The following is a 22505-nucleotide window of genomic DNA, read 5'->3' on the forward strand; positions in this document are numbered from 1 at the left end:
CCGGAAAATCAGCATCCAGGATGCAAAGGAAGCCAGCAGCAGTGCCAGCATCACGAGCTGCACGAGGAAACTGGCGTTGGCAATCAGTTCGAAAAAGGAAAGATCGGTACTCATGCTGAGAACTTCTCCCGGACATTGGCAAGAATGGCTTGCGGACGAAATGTCGATGCGGTCAGGCAGGCCACCTTGACGGTGCCGTCGAACAGCAGCATGTCATCCTGCTTGCGGACAACCCGTTGCCGGAACAGCAAGGAGCTGCGACCGCTCGCCTCGACCTCCACCGTAACGGCCAGTTCGTCGTCCAGTCGTGCCGGCTTGCGGTAGTTTCCTTCGATGGACACGACGGCAAACAGCGCATCCTGCTCCTCGATCATCCGCTGTTGCTCGAAACCCATCGAGCGCAGCCATTCGGTACGGGCTCGTTCCAGGTACTTCAGGTAGTTCGCATAGAAGACGACGCCACCGGCATCCGTGTCTTCGTAGTACACCCGAACAGGCCATCTGAATTGCTCAGTCACACCATCCACCCCATGGCTGAATTGCCGATCATTGTGTCTGCTTCGTCGGCGCCCTGCACGGTGTTGCACCGCCAATTCACGAAAAGTTCACTATCCGCAGGACCGATCGGTCGTTGCTCAACCGTTATGGTCGAACAGGTCCCCCGCTTGCCCCTGGCCACCCGGGGCCACCAGGCCGAAATGGGCATAGGCCGAGCGCGTCGCCATGCGACCACGTGCCGTCCGCTTCAGGAAGCCCTGCTGGATCAGGAAGGGTTCGATCACGTCCTCTATGGTGCCCCGCTCCTCGCCAATGGCTGCAGCCAGCGACTCCACGCCGACCGGGCCGCCGTCGAATTTCTCGATGATGGCCAGCAGCAGCTTGCGGTCCATGACATCGAAGCCATGCTTGTCCACATCCAGCATGTCCAATGCAGCATGCGCGATATCCGCCGAGACGGCACCGTCCGCCTTGACTTCGGCATAGTCCCTGACACGACGCAGCAGGCGATTGGCAATACGCGGCGTGCCGCGCGAGCGCTGCGCGATCTCCACGGCACCCTCTTCCTTGATATCGAGATTCAGGATGCCGGCCGAGCGACTGACGATGCTGGCGAGATCCTCGTTGGAATAGAATTCGAGACGTTGCACGATGCCGAAGCGATCCCGCAGCGGCGAAGTGAGCAAGCCGGCACGGGTCGTGGCGCCGACGAGCGTGAAAGGCGGCAGGTCGAGCTTGACCGAGCGCGCCCCCGGACCATCACCGATCATGATGTCGATCTGGTAGTCCTCCATCGCCGGATACAGCACTTCCTCGACTACCGGGCTGAGGCGATGGATCTCGTCCACGAACAGGACGTCATTCTCTTCGAGATTGGTCAGCAAGGCCGCCAGGTCGCCCGCGCGCTCCAGCACCGGACCGGAAGTCTGGCGCAGGTTGACGCCGAGCTCGTTGGCAATGATGTGTGCCAGCGTGGTCTTGCCCAGTCCCGGCGGTCCGAAGATAAGGACATGGTCCAGTGCCTCACGCCGCTTGCGCGCCGCCTCGATGAAGATTTCCATCTGCTCGCGCACGATCGGCTGGCCGACGTAATCCTCGAGCTTCTTCGGACGGATGGCACGATCGATGACATCGTCGTCACCGCTGGCCAGTCCGCTGATCAGTCGTTCGTCTTCCATGTTCATTTCCTGATGGAAGCCTGCAATGCCAGGCGGATGAGTTCTTCACTGCCAAGGTCATCCGCTGCAACAGCCTTCAGCATGCGCTGTGCCTCTGCCGGCTTGTAGCCCAGCGCAACCAGCGCATCCATGGCTTCGTCAACCGGCTGCGGCGCAGCCCCGGAGCTGCCAATGGAAGCTTCGAAGCTGCCCTTGTCCAGCTTGTCACGCATTTCGATAATGAGTCGCTCGGCCGTCTTCTTGCCGATACCGGGCAGCCGGGTCAGCGAGGCTGCATCGCCCTCGTGCACGGCCCTGGAAAACTGGTCGACGCTGGCACCGGAAAGAATCGTCAAGGCGACACGGGCACCGACACCACTGACCTTGATCAGCTCGCGAAACAGTGCGCGCTCGCCGCTGGTGGCAAAGCCGAACAGCAGGTGCGCATCGTCACGCACCACCAGGTGCGTCTGCAGGGTGATTTCATTGCCGGTGTCGGGAAGTTCGTAGAAGGTGGACATCGGTGCCTCGACTTCATATCCGACGCCCTGCACATCCACCAGCAGCAACGGCGGCTGCTTGAGCAGCAAGGTACCCCGCAAGAAACCGATCATCGACGTCGCCCTCCCCGTCTCGTTCGCGAAGCGAGGTTGCCGAGCTCGCCGACCTTGCCTCGCATGTTGCGCTGGAAGGCATGGCATAGCGCCACGCCCAGTGCGTCACTCTCATCGGCCTGCAGCGGCGTCTTGATACCCAGCAGGACCGATACCATGTGCTGCACCTGCTGCTTGTCGGCTGCGCCCTTGCCGACGACAGCCTGCTTGACCGCACGAGGCGCATATTCGGAAATCGGCAACTGCCTGCCGAAGGTGCCGCAAATCGCAGCAGCACGAGCGTGTCCGAGCTTCAGTGCGCTGGACGCGTTCTTCTGCACGAAAGCGCTTTCGACAGCCACCTCGTCCGGTGCGTGCATTGCAACCACTTCCGCCACTTCTGCCGCGATGATTCGCAGGCGCTCGACGAATTCGACACCATTGGTGCGAATCGTGCCGCTCGCTACCAGCCTGACAGTGGCGCCCTCGGTATCGACGATTCCCCAGCCTGTCAGCAGGGAACCGGGGTCGATGCCGAGGATGCGCGCCATGCAGGTCACCGGAATCGCTTACAGCGAATCCAGCGCACCCTCCGCAAAATCGGCGTTCGAGTAAACCGCCTGCACGTCATCCAGGTCTTCCAGCATGTCGATCATCTTGACAATGGTCGGCGCCGCCTCGGCGTCAACCTCGGCCAGCGTCGATGGTCGCTGCGTCACCTCGGCGTGCTCGGGCTCGAGACCGGCCTTGCCGAGCGCCTCCTTGACCTCGATGTAATTGCCAGGTGTCGTCAGCACTTCGAAGCTGCCGTCATCGTTCGACACGATGTCTTCGGCGCCGGCCTCAAGTGCGGCCTCCATCAACTTCTCTTCGTCGGTGTCCGCGCCGTAACTCAGCACGCCCTGCTCCGTAAACAGGTAGGCAACGGCGCCGTCGGCACCGAGATTGCCACCGTTCTTGGTGAAGGCATGGCGCACCTCCGCAGCGGTACGATTGCGATTGTCGGTCATGCAGTCGACCATTACCGCCACGCCGCCGATGCCATAACCTTCGTAACGGATTTCCTCGATTGCCGCACCATCGGTTTCGCCGCTGCCACGCTTGATGGCTCGCTCGACGGTATCCTTCGGCATGTTGGCACCGTAGGCCTTGTCGACCGCCAGCCTGAGACGCGGATTGGTCGCCGGATCGGGATCGCCCTGTCGTGCCGCTGTCGTTATTTCGCGAATCAGCTTGGTGAAGATCTTGCCGCGCTTGGCATCTTCACGTGCCTTCTTGTGCTTGATGTTGGCCCATTTGCTGTGACCGGCCATAGTGAAACTTTCCTCTGGACTGAACGTGGATGAATCGGATCAGAAGACGAAGCGCATGCCGAAATGCAGGCCGTCATCCAGCTCCACATCGACAGCACCGTCGACCTCCACCTCCAGGTTGCGATACCCGAGGTAGATACTCGCGTTCTTCAGGACTTCATACTCGGCACGAATGTCGTATTCGATGTACTGCGTGAGATCATTGAATGCGATGACATCGGGCGCGTAGTGCACGGATCCCGCCACGGCAAAACGATTGGCCTGGGCGAAATTGAAGCGGAAGAAGCTGCCGAGGGCGATGGCACTGCCACTCTGGACATCACTGTCGACAAACAGCAGCTTGCCACCCAGGCCGACGATGACCGGCCGGGCCTCGGTCGCGGCATTGTCGACCAGGTGCAGGCCGAGGTGCCCGACATAAACATCGGCGTTTTCGTCATTGTGCAGCAGGCCCGTGCTGATCCGGCTGCCGCCGGAGTAGTTGCTGGCATAGTCAATCTTGGCCGCCTCGTCGCTGACATTGAAATTCAGCTCGGCTGCAGCGACCGGCGCATTCAACGCGACGGCGAGCAGCGATGCGATGGCAATGGAACGGAACGCATTATATAAAGGTGTCTGGAACGGCATTCGTGGGGCTCCCTTGGCTCCGCCTTTGATTTGAAACCCGGGTCGCGGGCAGCGGCCCTGTTTCCGTGTCTCGCCGCGTATCATAACCGCTTTGATGGTTGCTTTGGGAGCAGACTGCACAGGTTCTGACCGACAAAAACCCTCATGAATTCAAACCATTCCACCGAAAATCCGGAATTGCAGGCAGCCGAGCAGCTGCTGGTGAATATTTCGCCAGCACTGCAGGCGCGCGGCAGGGATCTGCGCCGCCATGTCGCCGAACTGGGCCTGCAGGCCGATATCGAAGCGGCCGCCCTGCTGTTGCCGGCCATCGAAGCGGGCGCTCTCGACGACGCGGCGCTGGAGCAGGCCCTGAGCCCTGACCTGGCACAGCTGGCACTGGGAGCTGCGCGCCTGCCCCGGCCTGGCGACGACCTGACGCTGGATGCCGATCACCCGGTGCCGCGGGCCCAGGCAGAAAACATTCGCCAGATGCTGCTGAGCATTGTCAGCGATATCCGCATGCTGATTCTAAGGCTCGGCCAGGTCCTGCTGGAGCTTGAGGACCTGAAAGGGTCGGACAGGCTTTCCCAGGCCCAGGCTGCACGACATGTTCTTGAGGTCTATGCGCCGCTCGCCAACCGCCTCGGCATCTGGCAGTTGAAGTGGAAGCTCGAGGACATCGCCTTCCGCTATTCCGATCCGGATACCTACAAGCAGATCGCCACCAGCCTGCAGGAAAAGCGCAGCGAGCGGGAACGCTACATCAGTGGTGTGATCACCGAGCTGCAGGAACTGCTGGACGACAGCGGGATCAAGGCATCCATCAAGGGGCGTCCGAAGCACATCTTCAGCATCTGGAAGAAGCTGCAACGCAAGGATGTCGATCTCGACGAGCTCTTCGACCTTCGCGCAGTCCGGATCCTTGTCGAGAGCGTGCGCGACTGCTACACCGTGCTGGGCATTGTCCATGGCCAATGGCGCCACATTCCGAAGGAGTTCGACGACTACATCGCCACGCCCAAGGGAAACAACTACCAGTCCCTGCATACCGCCGTGATTGGTCCGGAAAGACGCACCCTGGAAATCCAGATCCGAACCTGGGACATGCACAATCATGCCGAACTCGGCGTGGCCGCCCATTGGCGCTACAAGGAAGGAGGCGGTCGTGACGTTGGCCTGGAAGAGAAGGTCTCCTGGCTGCGGCAATTGCTGGATGCGGAGAACGACGAGAACTTTCTCGATCGCTTCCAGGACGAGGTCTTCAACGATCGCATCTACGTGCTGAGCCCGAAGGGCGCGATCATCGACCTGCCCGTCGGATCCACGCCTATCGACTTTGCCTACCATGTCCATACCGAGGTCGGTCATCGTTGTCGCGGCGCCAAGGTAAATGGCGCCATCGTGCCATTGACAGAGAAACTGCACACGGGCGATCGGGTCGAGATCATCACGGCAAAGCAAGGTGATCCGTCGCGTGACTGGTTGAACGCGCAATACGGCTATGTGGTCAGTTCGCGGGCACGCGACAAGATTCGCTACTGGTTCCGACAGCAGTCGCACGAGACGAATCTCGCGCGAGGCCGGGCAATCCTCGAACGGGAAATCGCACGCCTGGGCGTGGAAGGTATCGACATCGAGACCCTTGCGCGCCACTTCAAGCTTCGCGATGCCGACGCCATCTGCCTTGCTGTCGGAGCTGGCGATGTTTCCGCCCACCAGGTGGACAATGCCCTGCAAAGGCTGGCCGGCCTGGACGAACCCGAAATCCGGCCGCGCCAGGCCACGGCGAGGCGCACACGTCAGAAATTCCTGGTGAGCGGTGTCGATGACCTCGCCTCGCACCCGGCGCGCTGCTGCCAGCCCGTGCCACCCGATGCCATTCGGGGATTCATCACCCGTGGTCGCGGTGTTTCGATTCACCGGGCAGACTGCCCGCATCTCATGCACCTGGAAAACCAGGAACCAAACCGCGTGATTCCGGTGTCCTGGGGTGAAGATGAAGGCCAGCGCCATGCCGTCAATGTTCGCATCGAAGCGCACGATCGCCGCGGACTCTTGCGCGACGTGACGGCCTTGATGAGCGACCAGAAGCTGAACATTCTCTCATTGAATACCCGGCGGCTGGAGGAGGAGGATGTGGTTGAACTCTCCTTGACGCTGGAAGTCTCAGACCTTGACGAACTGGGTCGCGCACTGCACCGTCTGGCGTCGATGCCCGGTGTTTTCGACGCCCGGCGCGTAGGCCGCCATTGATGGCGGCACCTTCATGAACGACAACATTGATCGGTGACCATGGCAGACCAAGAGCGCTTGCATAACTGGGGAATCGTCCTGCTGGCAGCCGGCAGCGTGCTGCTGCTTGCGGTATTCGGACGAGTGCTGCTGCCTGGCGCTGCAAACCTCCATGAAAACATCAGCTGGGAGCGCTGGAGCGAGCGCGACAGCAAGGACCTGGCGACCCGGTTTGCGGAAACCGGATACCACTGGCCGCCCGAAGTTCCCTTGCCGCCCATTTCGGTGCAAGCCCTGCCCGAGGACATGGATGCATTGCCGGTTGCCGAGAAGAAAGCCGTGTTCTTCCGGATCCTCGCGCCGCTGGTCGCGGCCGAAAACGCGCGCATCCGGGCAGATCGACGCCGGCTGACGGAACTGCTGGCGGCACGACGAGCCGGCCCGGCCAACAGCAAGGTCGAACGCGAATTGCTGGTGATGTCGGAACGCTATGGCATGGACGGGAGGAATTTCACGCCGGACATGGAAGACGAGCTGCTGCTGCGGGTCGACATCATTCCGCCAGGGCTGGCGCTGGCCCAGGCCGCCAACGAATCTGGCTGGGGTACCTCCCGTTTCGCGCGCGAGGCAAACAACCTGTTCGGCATGTGGACCTGGGATCCCGACAAGGGACTCGAACCCTCGGAACGCAGCGAGGACGCCAGTCATTACGTGCGCATTTTCGAGAACCTTCGCGCTTCGGTCGCCAATTACATGTACACCCTCAATACCGGCTCGGCGTACCGCGGCTTTCGCGAATTGCGCGCCAGCCAGCGCGCACAGGGAAAACAACCCGATCCGTTGACCCTGGCTCCAGAGCTGGACAGCTACTCCCAGCGTGGCGAGGCCTACGTCGAGGAACTCGCCGCGATGCTTCGACAGAACGACCTGGACGAACTGAAACGCCTGCAACTCGAAGCGCAGTCGGGCGGAAAGTGATCAACGCGTCCTGATCCACAGGTGGCTGTACCAGTAATAGCGCCCGTCCGGACCCGGTGCGGTGCAGTTGTAGCGTGAGCGACCCATCGGCAGATCGCCGCCTGCCTGGACCACGAACTCGCCCGGCGAAACCTGCTCGGGCTCGATCCGCTCACTGCCGAAATAACAGACCATCTCGCCCAGGCGAGCATCACTGTTGCCGAAACGGATTCGCAGTTCCGGTGCCACGGCATCATTCCGAACGGGATCGACGGGAGAGACCGTCTGCACGGGGAAACCACGCGTTCCGGCTTTCAGTGAAAAGTCATCCAGCTCGCCATAACGTTCGTTGACCGGGAAACGCGGCAAGGCCTGCAAGTCCGCTCCCGGGTAGACGGCGCCAGAATGCTGGCCGAAGGCCAGGTAGCCCATTTTCTCGACACGATCCTTCAAGGCAAGGCTGTATTCACCGTAGGGCCAGGCAAAGAGCCGTGGTGATTCGTTCGCTTCCTTGCCCAGCTCCTCCTGCAACCGCCGCTGGGCCTTGCCGATATCGGAAGAGACCCGCCTCAGCCATGCCGTCTCGGATTCAGCATCCTTCCGCCGCACCAGGTAATCATGGGTGGCGGTATGGTTTGCCAGGGTAACGCCCGCCGCATGCAGCTCGCGCAACTGCTGCCAGCTCATGTAATCGCTCGCACCAGAGTCCACCATGTCGGTCGAGACGAACACCGTGAACGGGAAATCGTATCGACGCAGCAATGGCCATGCCTTGCCATGAACGCTCGCATAGGCATCGTCGATGGTCAGTGCGACCACCCTGTCCGGGATGTTCTCGCCTGCCTCGAGGGCAGCTGCCAGTCTCGGAAGCGGCCAGACCTCGTACCCGTTCTCCGCAAGATACTCGAGCTGGCGCTCGAACTGCTCCATGCGGATATTCGTCGAAGGGTACTCGCTTTCGCCGAAGCGGTGATACATGAACACGACGCCCGCCTGGGCGGGTGCGGCAAGGAACAGGACAACTAGACAAAGCAGGCGCATGCACTTCCTCCTGGTTCTCAGGATTTGCCCGAAGATGCCACAAAAAAAAACGGAGCGCAGTGCGCTCCGTTTCGTTTCACGCTGCTGCCTGCAGCGATTACTTCTTGTTGATGGCGTGAATGGCCATGTTGTCCACGGCCAGCGCCGCCTCATGCATGCCCTCGGCCAGCGCCGGATGCGCATGAATGGTGCGCTGGATATCTTCCGCGCTGGCGCGGAATTCCATTGCCACCACAGCCTCGGCAATCAGCTCGGAGGCCATCGGACCGACGATGTGCACGCCGAGGATCTCGTCAGATTTTTCATGCGCCAGGAACTTGATCAGGCCGGAAGCCGCTTCCATGGCCTTGGCACGTCCGTTGGCAGCCATGTTGAAGGTACCAGCCTTGTAAGGCACACCCTCTTCCTTCAGCTGCTCTTCGGTCTTGCCGACCCATGCCACTTCCGGGTGGGTATAGATGACCGACGGGATGACGTCGTAATTCACTTCCGCCACCTTGCCGGCAATCAGGTCCGCGACCATGATGCCTTCCTCGGTGGCCTTGTGCGCCAGCATCGGGCCGCGCACGCAGTCGCCAATGGCATAGATGTTGGCCTTGTCGGTACGGCACTCTTCGTCAACCTTGATGAAGCCACGATCGTCGAGGTTCACGCCACAACCATCTTCCAGCAGGTTCTCGGTGTAAGGGCGACGGCCGACCGCGACGATCAGCTTGTCGAACTTCATTTCCTGCTCGCCGGACTTGTCTTCGTAAGTCACCGTTACCGATTTCTTGTTTGCCTTGGCCTTGCTGACCTTGGCACCCAGCTTGATGTCGAGACCCAGCTTCTTGAAATCGCGCTGCGCGACCTTGGCAACCTGCTGGTCGGCCATGAACAGGAAGTTGTCCATCGCTTCGAAAACGGTAACTTCGGCACCAAGGCGCTTCCAGACGCTGCCCATTTCCAGGCCGATGACACCACCACCGATGACACCGAGCTTCTTCGGCACGCTGTCCCATTCCAGGGCACGCCAGGAGTCGACGATCACTTCATCATCGAACGGTGCGACCGACTTCAGTTCGATCGGCTGCGAACCCGCAGCGATCACGATGTGCTTGCCTTCCAGCACTTCCTTCTTGGAATCGTCGTCGAAGTCGGTGACCTCGACCTTGCCGTCCTTCAACAGGCGACCGTGTCCCTTGATCGGATCGACGCCGTTGCCCTTCAGCAACTGGCCGATGCCGCTGGTCAGCTGCTTGACGATGCCGGCACGGCGTTCCTGCATGGTCTTGAGGTCGAGCTCGACCTTGCCCAGCTTGACGCCATGCTTCGAGAGCTCGTGATTCGCCTTGTGGAACATTTCCGAAGATTCGAGCATCGCCTTGGAGGGAATGCAGCCTGCGTTCAGGCAGGTACCACCAAAGGCATGCGAACCATCGAAGTTCTTCCACGAATCAATGCATGCCACCTTGAAACCGTTCTGGGCGGCGCGAATCGCTGCCGGGTAACCGGCGGGACCACCACCGATGACGATCACGTCGTAGGACTTAGCCATTACAACTCCTAAATCTTGTTCAAGTCAGTTTCGAGTTCGATTGCCGGATCCTGCTCAGACGCCCATGAGGAGTCGAGCCGGATCTTCCAGCATGTTCTTGATGGTCACCAGCGTCAGCACCGCTTCCTTGCCATCGACGATGCGATGATCGTAGGTCAGGGCGATGTACATCATCGGTCGCGCCTCGACCTTGCCATCCACGACCACAGCACGTTCCTTGATGGCATGCATGCCGAGGATCGCGCTTTGCGGACGGTTCAGGATCGGCGTCGAGAAAAGCGAACCGAACACGCCGCCATTGGTGATGGTGAAGGTGCCGCCGGTCATGTCCTCCAGCGCCAGCTTGCCGTCGCGTGCCTTGCCGGCGAAGTCCGCCAGGGTGCGCTCGATGTCGGCGAGACTCATCTGATCGACGTCACGCAGCACCGGCACGACCAGGCCCTTTTCGGTCGACACGGCAATGCCGACGTCGAAGTAGTCGTGGTAGATGATGTCGTTGCCTTCGATGGAGGCATTAACGACCGGGAACTTCTTCAGCGCTTCCAGCGCCGCCTTGACAAAGAAGGACATGAAGCCGAGCTTGATGCCGTGCTCCTTCTCGAAGGATTCCTTGTACTTCTTGCGCAGTTCCATGACAGCCGTCATGTCGATCTCGTTGAACGAGGTCAGCATCGCGGTGTCGTTGTTGGCTTCCATCATGCGCTCGGCAATGCGCGAACGCAGGCGGGTCATCGGCACGCGACGCTCTTCACGACTGCCTCGCGCGGCCGGCGCTGCCGAACCGCTAGCCGCTGACGACTTGTCGGCCGGCTGGCTGCCGCCCTTGTCGCCACCGTTCTCCATGTAATCCAGCACATCGGCCTTGGTGAGGCGGCCGTCCTTGCCGGTACCCGAGATCTTCGACGGATCGAGGTCATGCTCTTCGACCAGGCGGCGAACCGACGGGCTCAATGGCTTGTCGCCACCGCTCGACTTCTGCTCGCTCTTGCTCTCGCTCTTTTCCTGGCTGGCGGCAGGCTTGTCTTCCTTCTTGTCGCCATCAGAATCACCGGCCGGAGCGCCTTCGCCCTCTTCGATCACGGCAATCACTTCATCGCTACCGACGGTCGAGCCATCCTCGGCCTTGATCGACTTCAGGACACCCGATGCCGGTGCCGGGCACTCGAGCACGACCTTGTCGGTCTCGATGTCGACGAGGTTCTCGTCGCGCTCGACGTAATCGCCCTCTTTCTTGTGCCAGTTGACCAGCGTCGCGTCGGCGACGGATTCCGGAAGTTGCGGAACCTTGACTTCGGTGCTCATGACTACTCCGTACCTGTTTTCTTGGATTTGTTGGAATTGGCAGTGTTGCGACCGCCATTCAATGCGTCATCAATCAATGCTTTCTGCTCTGCGACATGCATCTGGTAGTAACCAGCTGCCGTCGACGCCGCATGTTCGCGGCCTGCGTAGCGCAGTTCGTGTTTCTTGCCGAGCCCACCCTGGAGGCGGTGACGAATCTGGTACCAGGCACCCTGGTTCATCGGCTCTTCCTGGCACCAGACGATGTCGGTGGCATTCGAATACTTTGCCAGCTCTTCTGCGTATTCCTTCTCGGGGAAGGGATACAGCTGTTCGATGCGGACCAGAGCGACGTCGTCCAGCTCTTCATTGCGGCGCTCTTCCAGGAGGTCGTAATAGACCTTGCCGGAACAGAAGACCACCGTCTTGACCGACTTGGGCTTGATGTCGTCGATTTCCGGGATGATCAGGTGGAACTTGCCACCCGTCAGGTCCGACAGCGGCGAAACCGACTGCTTGTGGCGCAGCAGGCTCTTCGGCGTCATCACGATCAGCGGCTTGCGCAATTCGCGAACCATCTGCCGGCGCAGCATGTGGAACATCTGGGCCGGCGTGGTCGGTACGCAGACCTGCATGTTGTGCTGGGCACAAAGCTGCAGGTAGCGCTCGAGGCGCGCCGAGGAATGCTCGGGGCCTTGTCCTTCGTAACCGTGCGGCAGGAACATGACCAGGCCGCAGAGGCGGCCCCACTTGGCCTCGCCAGAAGACAGGAACTGGTCGACCACAACCTGCGCCCCGTTTGCGAAGTCGCCGAACTGGGCTTCCCAGATCACCAGCGTGGTCGGATCAGCCGTGCAGTAACCGTATTCGAAACCGAGCACCGCTTCTTCCGACAGCAGTGAATCCACTACCGTGAAACTGCGCTGGTCATCCGACAGGTGACGGAGCGGCACGTAGGTGCCGGCATCCTTCTGGTTGTGCCAGACCGCATGGCGGTGGAAAAAGGTACCGCGTCCGGAATCCTGGCCGACCAGGCGTACCGGGCTGCCGGAGGTCAGCAGCGATGCATAGGCCATTGTCTCGGCGAAACCCCAGTCCATGTCGATCTCGCCGGCCAGCATCTTGCGACGCCCCTCGACGATCTTTTCGACACGGCTGTGCAGTTCGACGTCGTCAGGGACATCGATGATGCGATCGCCGAGCTTCTTGACGTCGGATTTCTTGATGGTCGTGTCGACTTCGTCTTCCAGCGACTGGCGGAAATACTTCGACCAGTCGACCGTGTATTCGTTGCCGATCATGCCGAGATGCGACTTGGCACGCGTCTGGCCCTCTTCCAGGCCGCCGCGATAGTCGTCCAGCATCTTCTTGATCGCATCGCCGTCAACCACGCCCTCGCCTTCCAGCTGGTCGGCATAAATGCCACGCGTGGTTTTCTTGGCGCGAATGGTCTTGTACATGACCGGCTGGGTAGCCGAAGGCTCGTCGGCCTCGTTGTGACCATGACGGCGATAGCAGACGAGGTCGATTACCACGTCCTTGTGAAAGCGCTGGCGGTAATTCAATGCAATGCGCGTGGCATGGATGACCGCCTCGGGGTCGTCACCGTTCACGTGCAGGATAGGTGCCTCGAGCATCTTGGCAATGTCGGTGCAGTACGGCGTCGAGCGCGCATCGCGCGGGTCGGAAATCGTGAATCCGACCTGGTTGTTGCAGACAATATGAACCGTGCCGCCGGTGGCGAAACCTCTCGCCTGCGACAGCTGCAGCGTTTCCATGACCACGCCCTGGCCCGCAAAGGCGGCGTCGCCATGCACCAGGATCGGCATGACCTTTTCGCCATGCTTGTCGCAACGACGATCCTGGCGAGCACGCACGGATCCTTCGACCACCGGATTGACGATCTCGAGATGCGACGGATTGAATGCCAGCGCGAGATGGACATTGCCACCTTCGGTCTTGATGTCGGACGAGAAGCCCTGGTGGTACTTCACATCACCCGAGCGATCTTCGTGGTTGTCATGTTTGCCTTCGAATTCGGAGAACAGCTCCGACGGGCTCTTGCCAAGCACGTTGATCAGCACGTTCAGGCGACCGCGATGCGCCATGCCGACCACAATTTCTTCGACGCCCTGCTTGCCGCCCTGCTGGATCAGGTCGTTCAACATCGGAATGAGGCTCTCGCCACCTTCCAGCGAAAATCGCTTCTGGCCCACGTAACGCGTATGCAGGTATTTTTCCATGCCCTCGGCAGCCGTCAGCTGCTCGAGCAGGTTGATCTTTTCGTCTTTCTGCAGGTCCGCCTTGCCACGACTGCCTTCGATCTGCTGCTTCAGCCAGCCGCGCTCTTCCGAGTTGGTGACATGCATGTATTCGAAACCGATGGAACCGGTGTAGGTCTCGTCCAGCATGGAGACCAGGTCGCGCAGCTTCATGGTGGCATCACCGCCATCAGCAAGCGTGGCGAACTCGGTGTCCATGTCCGAATCGCCCAGGCCATGGAAGGCCGGGGTCAGGTCCGGAACGTCGGGCAGTTCGGTCAGGTCTAGCGGATCGGTCTTGGCACGCCGATGACCGCGACCGCGATAGGCCTCGATCAGGCGCATCACCGAGGCCTGCTTGCGAATCAGGCTCTCATCGACACCACCACTGGCGGCCAGCCGTGGCTGCCGGGCGCGCGCGGCGAATTCCTGCTTGATGGGGCCGTGCGGAATGCCGCCGCCCTCGTGTCCCGCCGCCTCGAAGCCACGGAAATAATCCTGCCATTCGTCGGGCAGGCTGGAGGGATCAGCCAGGAAATGTTCGTAGAGTTCTTCCAGGTAGGCTGCATTGCCACCGGAAAAAAGGGAGGACTTCAATTGCTGTTCGTATGAGTCACTCATTGTGTTGTTATCAACGCCCTTCTTGGTCGCGGAATTGATGACGGTAACCCCTTGGTCGGGGCCCTGCAGTCGCCGCATCACCCAAGCCCTTGAATTTCGGGAACTTTTTCGACTTCAACGGCCGAAAGCGATCAATCCGGGGAAACGCTGTGATGACACGAGCAACAGGGCGGAAAGTTTAGCTGATCTGGCAGGAAGAAGAAACGCCGTTTCCGGAAAAAATCCAAGCATGGCGGGCATTTGAAGCGCATTATTGCCGGATGCCAAAGCTCGTCGACAGCACCTGGCAACGCGGCGCGGCGATCACCGCCAGCCAGCCAGGCGCGAAAAGCCGAGAACGCCAGTGCTGGCGTTCACCTCATTTGGCGACATTTATCGCTTTTTGTCGAGATATCGCTGATTTTAAGCGAATTTTCAACCAGCAAGATTGGTGCCCCGGGCAGGAGTCGAACCTGCGACCTGTCGCTTAGGAGGCGACTGCTCTATCCAGCTGAGCTACCGGGGCGATAGGCTCACAAGCCGCCGGATTGTAACCGAAAGACCCATCGGCCTCACCCCCGCCGTGGCGGGCTACCGGTAGAAATACTGCAAGGAGAAATTGAGGCTGTTGGACTGGAATTGCCCACCGGAAATCATTTCCTTGTATTCGATATTGACCCAGTATTCACGCGACAGGGCAAACTCCACTCCCCCGCCCAGCATGAAACCGTTGTCGTCAAACACATTGGCCGACTGCTTGCGCAGCCCGAAGACCAGGAACGGACGCCATTCCGTACGCCGATGGTCATAGATTCTCGCGTAGGCATCGAGCAGGTAGTTCAGTTCCCGCTCGACCTCGTTGGTGCTGCCATCGTCGAAGATCTCGGTATCGCTGTCCGACGTTGCAATGCCAATGCGAAAATCGAGATCGATGAAGCGACCGAAACGGGAAGTCGCACCGACCTGGACATACTCGTGCTGCCACTTGAGGTTGGGCTCGAAAATTTCAATTTCGAATTGCTCGCCACTCCAGTTCCGGTACGTTTCGGTCTTCCGCAGGGTCCTGCGCTCGTAGGCCAGGACGCCAGCGTGGTAGGTGAACGAAAAATCCGTCGTGGTCCGCTCGGTCGGATCGAAGAACTTGTCCTCGTCCGCCACGCTTTCAAGTGGCAGCAGCGTCAGCAGCAATACGCAGGCACACATGCTTTTCCAGTACATCGGCATTTCGTCTCCAGGCCCCGCCCGCGGCAAAGGCGACTATCTGACAGGTACGGCATGGCGGAATCAAGATGCGATGCAGCAAGCTCAAGCGCGCCAGGTCCACCAGCCTGCATTCATGCAGGCACCTGCCAGCCGCAAGCCCCGGGCCAGTCTGCGCCCGGATTCCGCCATTCGACAGCCGGAGCACCGTGCAACATACTCGACATACTCGGTAATGCGTCATGCAGGAAGGTATGGGGTCATGAAAGCAAGCATTCGCAACGCCAGGCCTGACGACCGCGACACGATCGTGCGCTTCAACCAGTTGCTGGCCAAGGAAACCGAGGACAAGGACATACCGGCCGCGGTGCTCGAACCCGGGGTGGGTGCCTTGTTGTCTGATCCGCACAAGGGCCGCTATTTCATCTACGAGGTCGATGGCAAGGCACTGGGCCAGACCATGATCACCTACGAATGGTCGGACTGGCGCAATGGCTGGTTCTGGTGGATCCAGAGCGTGTACGTCGACCGCTCGATTCGTGGCAGTGGCGCTTTTGGCGCACTGTATCGCCATATAAAAGAGCTGGCGGAAACCGAGCCAGACGTCTGCGGCATCCGGCTCTACGTGGAGAAGCAGAACGAACACGCAACCGCCGTCTACCTGGCGCTGGGCTTCCAGCACACCCACTACAACCTGCTGGAAGTGGACTTTCGCGCCACGGGCTGACGACGACATTCCCGAACAAGGAGAAAGACATGCTGGAAATTGGCAGCAAGGCCCCCGACTTCACCCTGCCCTCCGATCGTGATGGCGAGGTTTCACTCACCACGCTGCTGAAGAATGGTCCGGTCCTCCTGTATTTCTACCCGGCCGACTTCACGCCGGGATGCACCAAGGAAGCCTGCAACCTGCGTGACCAGTTCCCGCGCAGCCAGGCCAAGGGCATGAGCATTGCCGGGGTCAGCCCGCAGGGCCCGGCATCACATGCAAAATTCAGGGCCGAACACCAGTTGCCATTCATCCTCCTCTCGGATGAGGACAAGCGCGTGATCAAGGCCTACGATGCCAATGGCCCGCTGGGCATCGGCGTGCGACGCGTTACCTATCTCATCGACCAGGATGGAACCATCAAGGATGCCGTACTTGCCGATTTCCGCATCGGCAAGCACAAGGCGTTTGTCGAATCACTGCTTTGACAGCCTGATCAGCCCAGCACGGTAACAACGATTCGGCGCCGGTGTGGCGCTGCCCGGTGTTCATAAAGGAACACGCCCTGCCAGGTGCCCAGCTTCAGGCGGCCCGCAGCAACCGGCACTACCAGTGACGATTCGGTCAGCATGGTCCTGATGTGCGCCGACATGTCATCGGGACCTTCGTCGCGATGCCGGAAGCGGGCATCGCCATCCGGCGCCAGGTCGGCCAGGACGGTCTCGATATCACCGCGCACGTCGGGATCGGCATTCTCGGTCAGCAGCAGCGAGGCACTGGTATGAAGGATGAACAACTGGCAGATACCCGTCTCGATGCCCGCATGCTCCAGTGCCGCGTTGACCCGCGCGGTGATGTCCTCGGTACCCCGGCCGCCGGTCTCGAACTCGATGATGTCCTGGAATGCCATGCCTGTTCCTCCCCTTGAGCGACCCTGCTCATGGTAGCGACAAGTCCTTGTTCTGCAAGGCCATAATCAGACCCCGCGCAGTGGGGGAAAATTCACTTTTATATAGCTTCGATATAACGTTTCGATATAGTAAACTACCAGGCTTTCTCGCAACGAGACTGTTCCATGGACGTCAAGACCCTCTGCCTGGGTGTGCTGACCGAAGGCGAAGCCTCCGGTTATGACATCAAGAAAACCTTCGAATGCACCTTCAGCCATTTTTTCGTGGCGGGTTTCGGCTCGATCTACCCGGCGCTGGCGGAATTGACCGAGAAAGGCCTGGTGACCTGTCGTGCGGAAGCCCAGGCAAGCAGGCCGGATCGCAAGGTCTATGCCATCACCGCTGCCGGCCGCGAGGTCTTCCAGCAATCCCTGGAAAGCACGCCACCACGCCACAAGATCCGCTCGGAATTCCTGGTGCTGCTGCATTTTGCGCACCGGCTTCCCGAGGACCGGCTGCGCGCCATCATCGACGAGCGGCTGGGCGAACTGACACGCGACCTGTCCATGCTGGAACATCTGTTCGCCCAGCATGATCGCGGCGAATGGGACATCGAGCCGGGGCAGCGCTTCGGTGCCGGCATGGCGCATGCGGCCATGAAAGCCAGCCGCGATTTCATCACTGAATACCGCCAGAATTTGCTGGAACAAATCACGACCAGGGGCAGTCAGACATCTCGCAAGCGTGCCTGACTACTCGCAATCAACTTTCTGAACGACAAGAGCAAGGAAAAGAAACATGTCGAGCAACAGCAACCGCAGCCCCTGGATCCTATCCGGCACCATCCTGCTGGCCATTGTCATCTGGATGAGTTCGGCGTTGTTCATGCCCGCCGAAGAATCCCCTGCGGCAGAAGGATCGACGGCCACGGCAGAGAAACCGTTGCAGGAAGTGCGGGTAACCGAGCAACAGGCGGAGCCGGTTGCGCGTTTCGTGACGGTTTATGGTCGCAGCGAACCGGCCCGCAGCGTGACCTTGAAAGCCGAAACCGCCGGCACGGTAACCGCTGTCAACGCCGAACGCGGCCTGCATGTCGAGACCGGCACCGCGCTGGTCACCATCGACACGCGTGACCGCCGCGAGCAGCTGCGTCGTGCCGAGGCCGATGTCGAGAAGGCCCGCATCCAGTATGACGCCGAAAAGCGCTTGCAGGGCGACAGCCTGTCGTCAGACGTGCGCATTGCCGAAGCCATGGCAGGACTGGAGGCGGCGAAAGCCGAGTTGAAACGCATCCGCATCGATCTCGACAAGACCTCCATCAAGGCACCCTTCGCCGGCAGCCTGAATACGCGCATGGTGGAAGTGGGTGACTACGTGAAGGTGGCAGACCCTATTGGCGAATTCGTCGAGCTCGACACCCTGATCATCACCGGCAGCGTATCCGAGACCGAGCGCGCCAACCTCGAGGTCGGCAAGCAGGCCAGCGCCAGGTTGATTACCGGCCAGACTGCCAGCGGCAAGATCCGTTACATCGCCCCGGTCGCCGAGGAAACCACCCGTACGTTCCTGGTGGAGATCGAAGTGGATAACAGTGACCATGCCCTGCCTGCCGGCGTCACTGCGGAAATCGACCTGCCGATCGGCACGGGTCTCGCGCATCGCATTTCGCCTGCCATCCTGGCCCTGGACAAGAACGGTGATATCGGCGTCAAGGTTGTCGATGACAACGACCGCGTGCAGTTCATGCCCGTCACCGTCGTGAAGTCCACCGACAATGGCATCTGGATCGATGGCCTGGGAAGCAAGGCGCGCATCATCACTGTCGGCCAGGGCTTCGTGCGCGACGGTGACCGGGTCAGGCCGGTCGTCGAGACGACCACACCGGCAGCAGCACTGGCTGGCAAGGGAGAGCAGTAATGTCCGGACCGATTGCCACCATCCTGGCGCACTCGCGAACCGTGCTCTCGACCCTGGTGCTGATCCTGGTTGCCGGTTCGGTAACCTACGTCACCATCCCGAAGGAAGCGGAACCCGACATCGACATTCCGGTCATCTACGTCAGCATGAAGCATGACGGAATTTCGCCCGAGGATGCAGAGCGCCTGCTGGTACGGCCGATGGAACAGGAACTGCGTGCCATCGAGGGCCTGAAGGAAATGACAGCCGCCGCCTACGAGGGTGGTGCCAACGTAACGCTGGAGTTCGAGGCCGGCACGGTGGACACCGACCAGGCATTGCTCGACGTGCGCGAGAAGGTCGATGCGGCCAAGGCCAAGCTGCCACAGGAAACCGACGACCCGACGGTCAACGAAGTGAAGATTTCCAAGCAGGACCCGATGCTGGTGATCAACATCTCCGGCAAGGTTCCGGAACGCACGCTGGTCCGCATTGCCAAGGATCTCAAGGACAAGATCGAGGGCGTTTCCGGCGTCCTCGAAGTCGATCTCTATGGTGACCGCGAGGAACTGCTGGAAGTGGTCGTCGATCCGCTCACCATCGAATCCTACGGCCTTGCACCGGAAGACATCTATCCGATCTTCTCCCGCAACAACCAGCTGGTCGCGGCGGGCAGTCTCAACAGCACCCTGGGACAGGCACCGGTGAAGGTGCCGGGTGTGTTCGAAGATCCGAATGACGTGCTCAACCTGCCCCTGAAAGTCAGCGGCGACCGTGTAGTCCGCTTCCGTGATGTTGCCAGCGTGCGCCGCACCTACAAGGATGCGACCAGCTACGCCCGCATCAACGGTGAACCGGCCATCGGCCTGGAAGTCGTCAAGCGCGCGGGCGAGAACATCATCGAAACGGTCGAGGCCGTGCGCGCCATCGTGTCCGACGAAAGCCAGATGTGGCCGCCCGGCATCGAGGTCACCTACTCGCGTGACAAGTCGGATGACATTCGCAACATGCTGACCGACCTGCAGAACAACGTGCTGTCTGCCGTATTGCTGGTTGTCATCGTGATCATCGGCATTCTTGGCGCCCGCACGGCCAGCCTGGTCGGCATCGCCATTCCCGGCTCCTTCCTCGCCGGACTCATGTGGCTCGGCGCGTCCGGCATCACCGTCAATATCGTGGTGCTGTTCTCGCTGATCATGGCAGTCGGCATGCTGGTCGATGGCGCAATCGTCGTCACCGAGTACGCCGACCGCAAGATGGCCGAAGGCATGGATCGCAAGGGTGCCTATGCGGCCGCTTCGCAACGCATGGGCTGGCCGATCATCACCTCCACCATCACCACCCTGGCGGCCTTCGCACCGCTGGTCTTCTGGCCCGGGATGGTCGGGCAGTTCATGGGATACCTGCCGATCACCCTGATCGCCACGCTGGCCTCCTCCCTGCTGATGGCATTGATCTTCGTGCCGACGCTCGGCTCGATTTACGGCAAGGCAGGCTCCATGAACGAAGTCACACGTTCACGCCTTGCAGCAGCAGAAACCGGCGACATTCATGCCGTCGGTGGCTTTACCGGCTGGTACATCGGCGTGCTGGAAAAGGCATTGCATGCGCCTGGCCGCATTCTCGTTTTTTCCACGATGGCCCTGGTTGTCATCTTCCTGGCTTACGGCCAGTTCGGTCGCGGCACGGAGTTCTTCCCGAACGTGGAGCCGGAAGTGGCCTGGGTGAACATCTACGCTCGCGGCGACCTGTCGGTGGATGAAATGGACGTGCTGGTCGGCGAAGCGGAACAGCGCATTCTCGGCATGGAAGAATTTGCCTCGGTCTATACCCGCGTCGGTGGCGGCGGTGGCGGTGGCGGACAAAGCAACCGCGAAGACAAGATCGGCCAGATCAGTCTCAAGCTGGTCGACTGGGAACTGCGCCGCCCGGCCGCCGAGATCATGGAGGAGATTCGCCAGCGAACCAATGACCTGAGCGGCATTGAAATCGAAACCACCACGCCAAATGCGGGCCCGGGCCAGGGCAAGCCCATCCAGTTGCAGGTCTCGTCGCGCTTCCCGGAACGTCTCGACGAAGCCGCCGACAATCTGCGCGCCGCCATGGCCGACATCGACGGCATGCGCGACATCGAGGATTCGAGACCGTTGCCGGGCATCGAGTGGCGCATCAAGGTCGACCGTGCGATGGCAGCACGCTTCGGTGCGGATGTGGCCACGGTGGGTGGCGTGGTGCAGTTCGTCACCAACGGGATCAAGGTCGGTGAATATCGACCAGACGACTCCGATGACGAGATCGACATCCGCGTGCGCTTTCCGCTTGCCGAGCGCAACCTCGATCAGCTGGACATGCTGCGCATCCCGACCAACCAGGGCAATGTGCCGATCGCAAATTTCGTGACGCGCGAGGCAGGCCAGAAGGTCGGCACCATCAAGCGCGCCGACATGCGGCGCACGGTCACCATCATGGCAGACCATGCGCCGGACACCCTGTCCTCCGAGCTGGTCGAAGAACTGCGCAACAGCCTGAGCGCCGATGACATTCCGCCCGGCGTGGAAGTGGAATTCAAGGGTGAGGACGAGGAGCAGGCCGAGGCACAGGCGTTCCTTGGCAAGGCCTTTGGCATAGCGCTGTTCGTGATCGCCATCGTGCTGGTCACGCAGTTCAACAGCTTCTACCAGGCCTTCCTGATCCTGACTGCCATCATCTTCTCCACGGGCGGCGTGTTCCTCGGTCACCTGTTGATGAACAAGCCCTTCGGCATCGTGATGAGCGGTATCGGCGTGATCGCGCTGGCCGGTATCGTGGTCAACAACAACATCGTGTTGATCGACACCTATAACGTGCTCCGGAAGTCCGGCATGGAGGCCATGGAAGCCGTGCTGCGAACCGGTGCCCAGCGACTGCGGCCGGTGCTGCTGACCACGGTAACCACCATCCTCGGCCTGATGCCGATGGTGCTCGGCGTGAACATCGACCTCATTGGTCGGCACATCAGCATCGGCGGCCCGTCAACACAGTGGTGGATCCAGTTGTCCTCGGCGGTCGCGGGCGGACTGTTCTTCGCTACGCTCCTGACCCTGATCGTCACGCCATCCCTGCTGATGATCCAGGCGAAGTACGAAGACCGGAAGCATGCCCGTCGTCAGGAACGCCTGGCGCGCAGCGAAACCGCATACCGGGGCGCCTGACGGTTATTGAATCCGGATGAAGCAACAACTCCGGGGCCGCGGTACCGTGAAGGTACCGCGGCTTTTTTGCATCCATGCCTGCACGGCAGCAACCGTTCATCGGCTGCCAGCTTGCGGTTGGCAACATCCGGGAAAATTTCTGTTGATTTCGCTCCGGCCAGCAACTATATAGCGCTCAAGGAAGACATGTTTCTTCCGATGTGCTCGCCGGGATCCGCTTCCGGTGCGCGCTGGTCTGACGCACTACCTGGCGTATGAGGACAATGCGATGGGTGTCAGTAGAGATGAAGACCTGGATGACTTCGACCTGGAGGGCAGCGACGACGAGTTCGATGCCATCGAAGCCAGCCTTGAAAAACGGCATGCCCGCAAGCCTGGCAAGACGCGGACCCGGACCGCTGCCTGGCAATCGGTCGAGGATTACCTCGAGAACAAGCGACTGCGCAGCCAGTTGAGCGACGTCTTCGACGACGACTGGCAGTAGCTCGCTTCGAACTTGCCCACCCTGCGCTGCCGGCCCTGCCGGCAGTTGCGGATCTG

The 22505-nt window shown here is 60.6% G+C and carries 21 protein-coding genes and 1 tRNA gene; 8 read left to right on the forward strand and 14 right to left on the reverse strand.

The annotated features are described in order from the left end of the window. The 7 genes from R3217_00655 to R3217_00685 form a co-directional block, all read right to left on the reverse strand. Positions 1-114, reverse strand: a 114-nt coding sequence (locus R3217_00655) for a protein TolQ (protein ID MDX1453943.1), incomplete at its 3' end; no start/stop codon positions are given. After that, positions 111-518, reverse strand: coding sequence for a tol-pal system-associated acyl-CoA thioesterase (ybgC, locus tag R3217_00660; GenBank protein MDX1453944.1), 408 nt, complete (start codon positions 516-518; stop codon positions 111-113). The genes R3217_00655 and ybgC, both read right to left, overlap by 4 nt. A 117-nt stretch (positions 519-635) precedes the next feature. After that, positions 636-1682: a Holliday junction branch migration DNA helicase RuvB gene (ruvB, locus tag R3217_00665; protein MDX1453945.1), complete on the reverse strand. Its 1047-nt coding sequence runs from the start codon at positions 1680-1682 to the stop codon at positions 636-638. Further along, complete coding sequence (gene ruvA / locus R3217_00670; GenBank protein MDX1453946.1) at positions 1679-2269, reverse strand: Holliday junction branch migration protein RuvA; 591 nt, start codon at positions 2267-2269, stop codon at positions 1679-1681. Before ruvA ends, ruvB begins: the two co-directional genes overlap by 4 nt. Next, on the reverse strand, positions 2266-2799 hold the full coding sequence (ruvC, locus tag R3217_00675; GenBank protein MDX1453947.1) for a crossover junction endodeoxyribonuclease RuvC: 534 nt from the start codon (positions 2797-2799) through the stop codon (positions 2266-2268). Before ruvC ends, ruvA begins: the two co-directional genes overlap by 4 nt. Before the next feature lie 18 nt (positions 2800-2817). Beyond that, positions 2818-3561 carry a YebC/PmpR family DNA-binding transcriptional regulator gene (locus R3217_00680; protein MDX1453948.1) on the reverse strand — a complete coding sequence of 248 codons (744 nt, stop codon included), beginning with the start codon at positions 3559-3561 and terminating at the stop codon, positions 2818-2820. A gap of 39 nt (positions 3562-3600) precedes the next feature. Beyond that, complete coding sequence (locus tag R3217_00685; protein ID MDX1453949.1) at positions 3601-4188, reverse strand: YfaZ family outer membrane protein; 588 nt, start codon at positions 4186-4188, stop codon at positions 3601-3603. A 144-nt stretch (positions 4189-4332) separates the two neighbouring features. On the opposite strand from R3217_00685, the gene R3217_00690 reads away from it, so the two are divergent. Next, positions 4333-6423 (forward strand): bifunctional (p)ppGpp synthetase/guanosine-3',5'-bis(diphosphate) 3'-pyrophosphohydrolase, encoded by a 2091-nt coding sequence (locus R3217_00690; GenBank protein MDX1453950.1) that lies wholly within the window; start codon positions 4333-4335, stop codon positions 6421-6423. 39 nt (positions 6424-6462) lie between these two features. Continuing rightward, on the forward strand, positions 6463-7380 hold the full coding sequence (locus R3217_00695) for a glucosaminidase domain-containing protein (GenBank protein MDX1453951.1): 918 nt from the start codon (positions 6463-6465) through the stop codon (positions 7378-7380). On the opposite strand, the gene R3217_00700 is transcribed toward R3217_00695, so the two are convergent. From R3217_00700 to R3217_00725, 6 genes are all read right to left on the reverse strand, one after another. Continuing rightward, positions 7381-8400 (reverse strand): polysaccharide deacetylase family protein, encoded by a 1020-nt coding sequence (locus R3217_00700; protein MDX1453952.1) that lies wholly within the window; start codon positions 8398-8400, stop codon positions 7381-7383. It lies immediately after the preceding gene. Between the two features lie 97 nt (positions 8401-8497). Beyond that, a complete protein-coding gene (lpdA, locus tag R3217_00705; protein ID MDX1453953.1) occupies positions 8498-9937 on the reverse strand; it encodes a dihydrolipoyl dehydrogenase in 1440 nt (479 codons plus the stop codon). Between the two features lie 54 nt (positions 9938-9991). Beyond that, entirely contained in the window at positions 9992-11239 is a 1248-nt protein-coding gene (odhB, locus tag R3217_00710) for a 2-oxoglutarate dehydrogenase complex dihydrolipoyllysine-residue succinyltransferase (protein MDX1453954.1), read from the reverse strand. A 2-nt stretch (positions 11240-11241) separates the two neighbouring features. Next, the gene (locus R3217_00715) at positions 11242-14100 is read right to left on the reverse strand and encodes a 2-oxoglutarate dehydrogenase E1 component (GenBank protein ID MDX1453955.1); all 2859 of its coding nucleotides are present in this window, start codon (positions 14098-14100) and stop codon (positions 11242-11244) included. Positions 14101-14528: 428 nt separating this feature from the next. Next, positions 14529-14605: transfer RNA gene (locus R3217_00720), tRNA-Arg, on the reverse strand. Between the two features lie 65 nt (positions 14606-14670). Continuing rightward, positions 14671-15303, reverse strand: a complete 633-nt coding sequence (locus R3217_00725) for a hypothetical protein (protein MDX1453956.1) — start codon at positions 15301-15303, stop codon at positions 14671-14673. 238 nt (positions 15304-15541) lie between these two features. Here R3217_00725 and R3217_00730 point away from each other — a divergent pair, with 238 nt between their 5' ends. Together R3217_00730 and R3217_00735 are read left to right on the forward strand one after the other, a co-directional pair. Then, positions 15542-16006, forward strand: a complete 465-nt coding sequence (locus R3217_00730) for a GNAT family N-acetyltransferase (protein ID MDX1453957.1) — start codon at positions 15542-15544, stop codon at positions 16004-16006. Between the two features lie 29 nt (positions 16007-16035). Beyond that, positions 16036-16476, forward strand: coding sequence for a peroxiredoxin (locus R3217_00735; protein ID MDX1453958.1), 441 nt, complete (start codon positions 16036-16038; stop codon positions 16474-16476). Positions 16477-16484: 8 nt separating this feature from the next. On the opposite strand, the gene R3217_00740 is transcribed toward R3217_00735, so the two are convergent. Continuing rightward, positions 16485-16898: a secondary thiamine-phosphate synthase enzyme YjbQ gene (locus tag R3217_00740; GenBank protein ID MDX1453959.1), complete on the reverse strand. Its 414-nt coding sequence runs from the start codon at positions 16896-16898 to the stop codon at positions 16485-16487. Between the two features lie 165 nt (positions 16899-17063). Here R3217_00740 and R3217_00745 point away from each other — a divergent pair, with 165 nt between their 5' ends. The 4 genes from R3217_00745 (at position 17064) to R3217_00760 (ending at position 22449) form a co-directional block, all read left to right on the forward strand. Next, positions 17064-17630: a PadR family transcriptional regulator gene (locus tag R3217_00745; GenBank protein ID MDX1453960.1), complete on the forward strand. Its 567-nt coding sequence runs from the start codon at positions 17064-17066 to the stop codon at positions 17628-17630. A 46-nt stretch (positions 17631-17676) separates the two neighbouring features. Continuing rightward, positions 17677-18795, forward strand: coding sequence for an efflux RND transporter periplasmic adaptor subunit (locus R3217_00750; protein MDX1453961.1), 1119 nt, complete (start codon positions 17677-17679; stop codon positions 18793-18795). Then, entirely contained in the window at positions 18795-21965 is a 3171-nt protein-coding gene (locus R3217_00755; GenBank protein MDX1453962.1) for an efflux RND transporter permease subunit, read from the forward strand. The genes R3217_00750 and R3217_00755 overlap by 1 nt, the downstream gene beginning before the upstream one ends. A 223-nt stretch (positions 21966-22188) precedes the next feature. Next, positions 22189-22449: a hypothetical protein gene (locus tag R3217_00760; protein MDX1453963.1), complete on the forward strand. Its 261-nt coding sequence runs from the start codon at positions 22189-22191 to the stop codon at positions 22447-22449. Positions 22450-22505: the final 56 nt, after the last annotated feature.

This window comes from Gammaproteobacteria bacterium (assembly GCA_033720895.1).
Lineage (GTDB): Bacteria > Pseudomonadota > Gammaproteobacteria > Natronospirales > JAJUFS01 > JAWWBS01.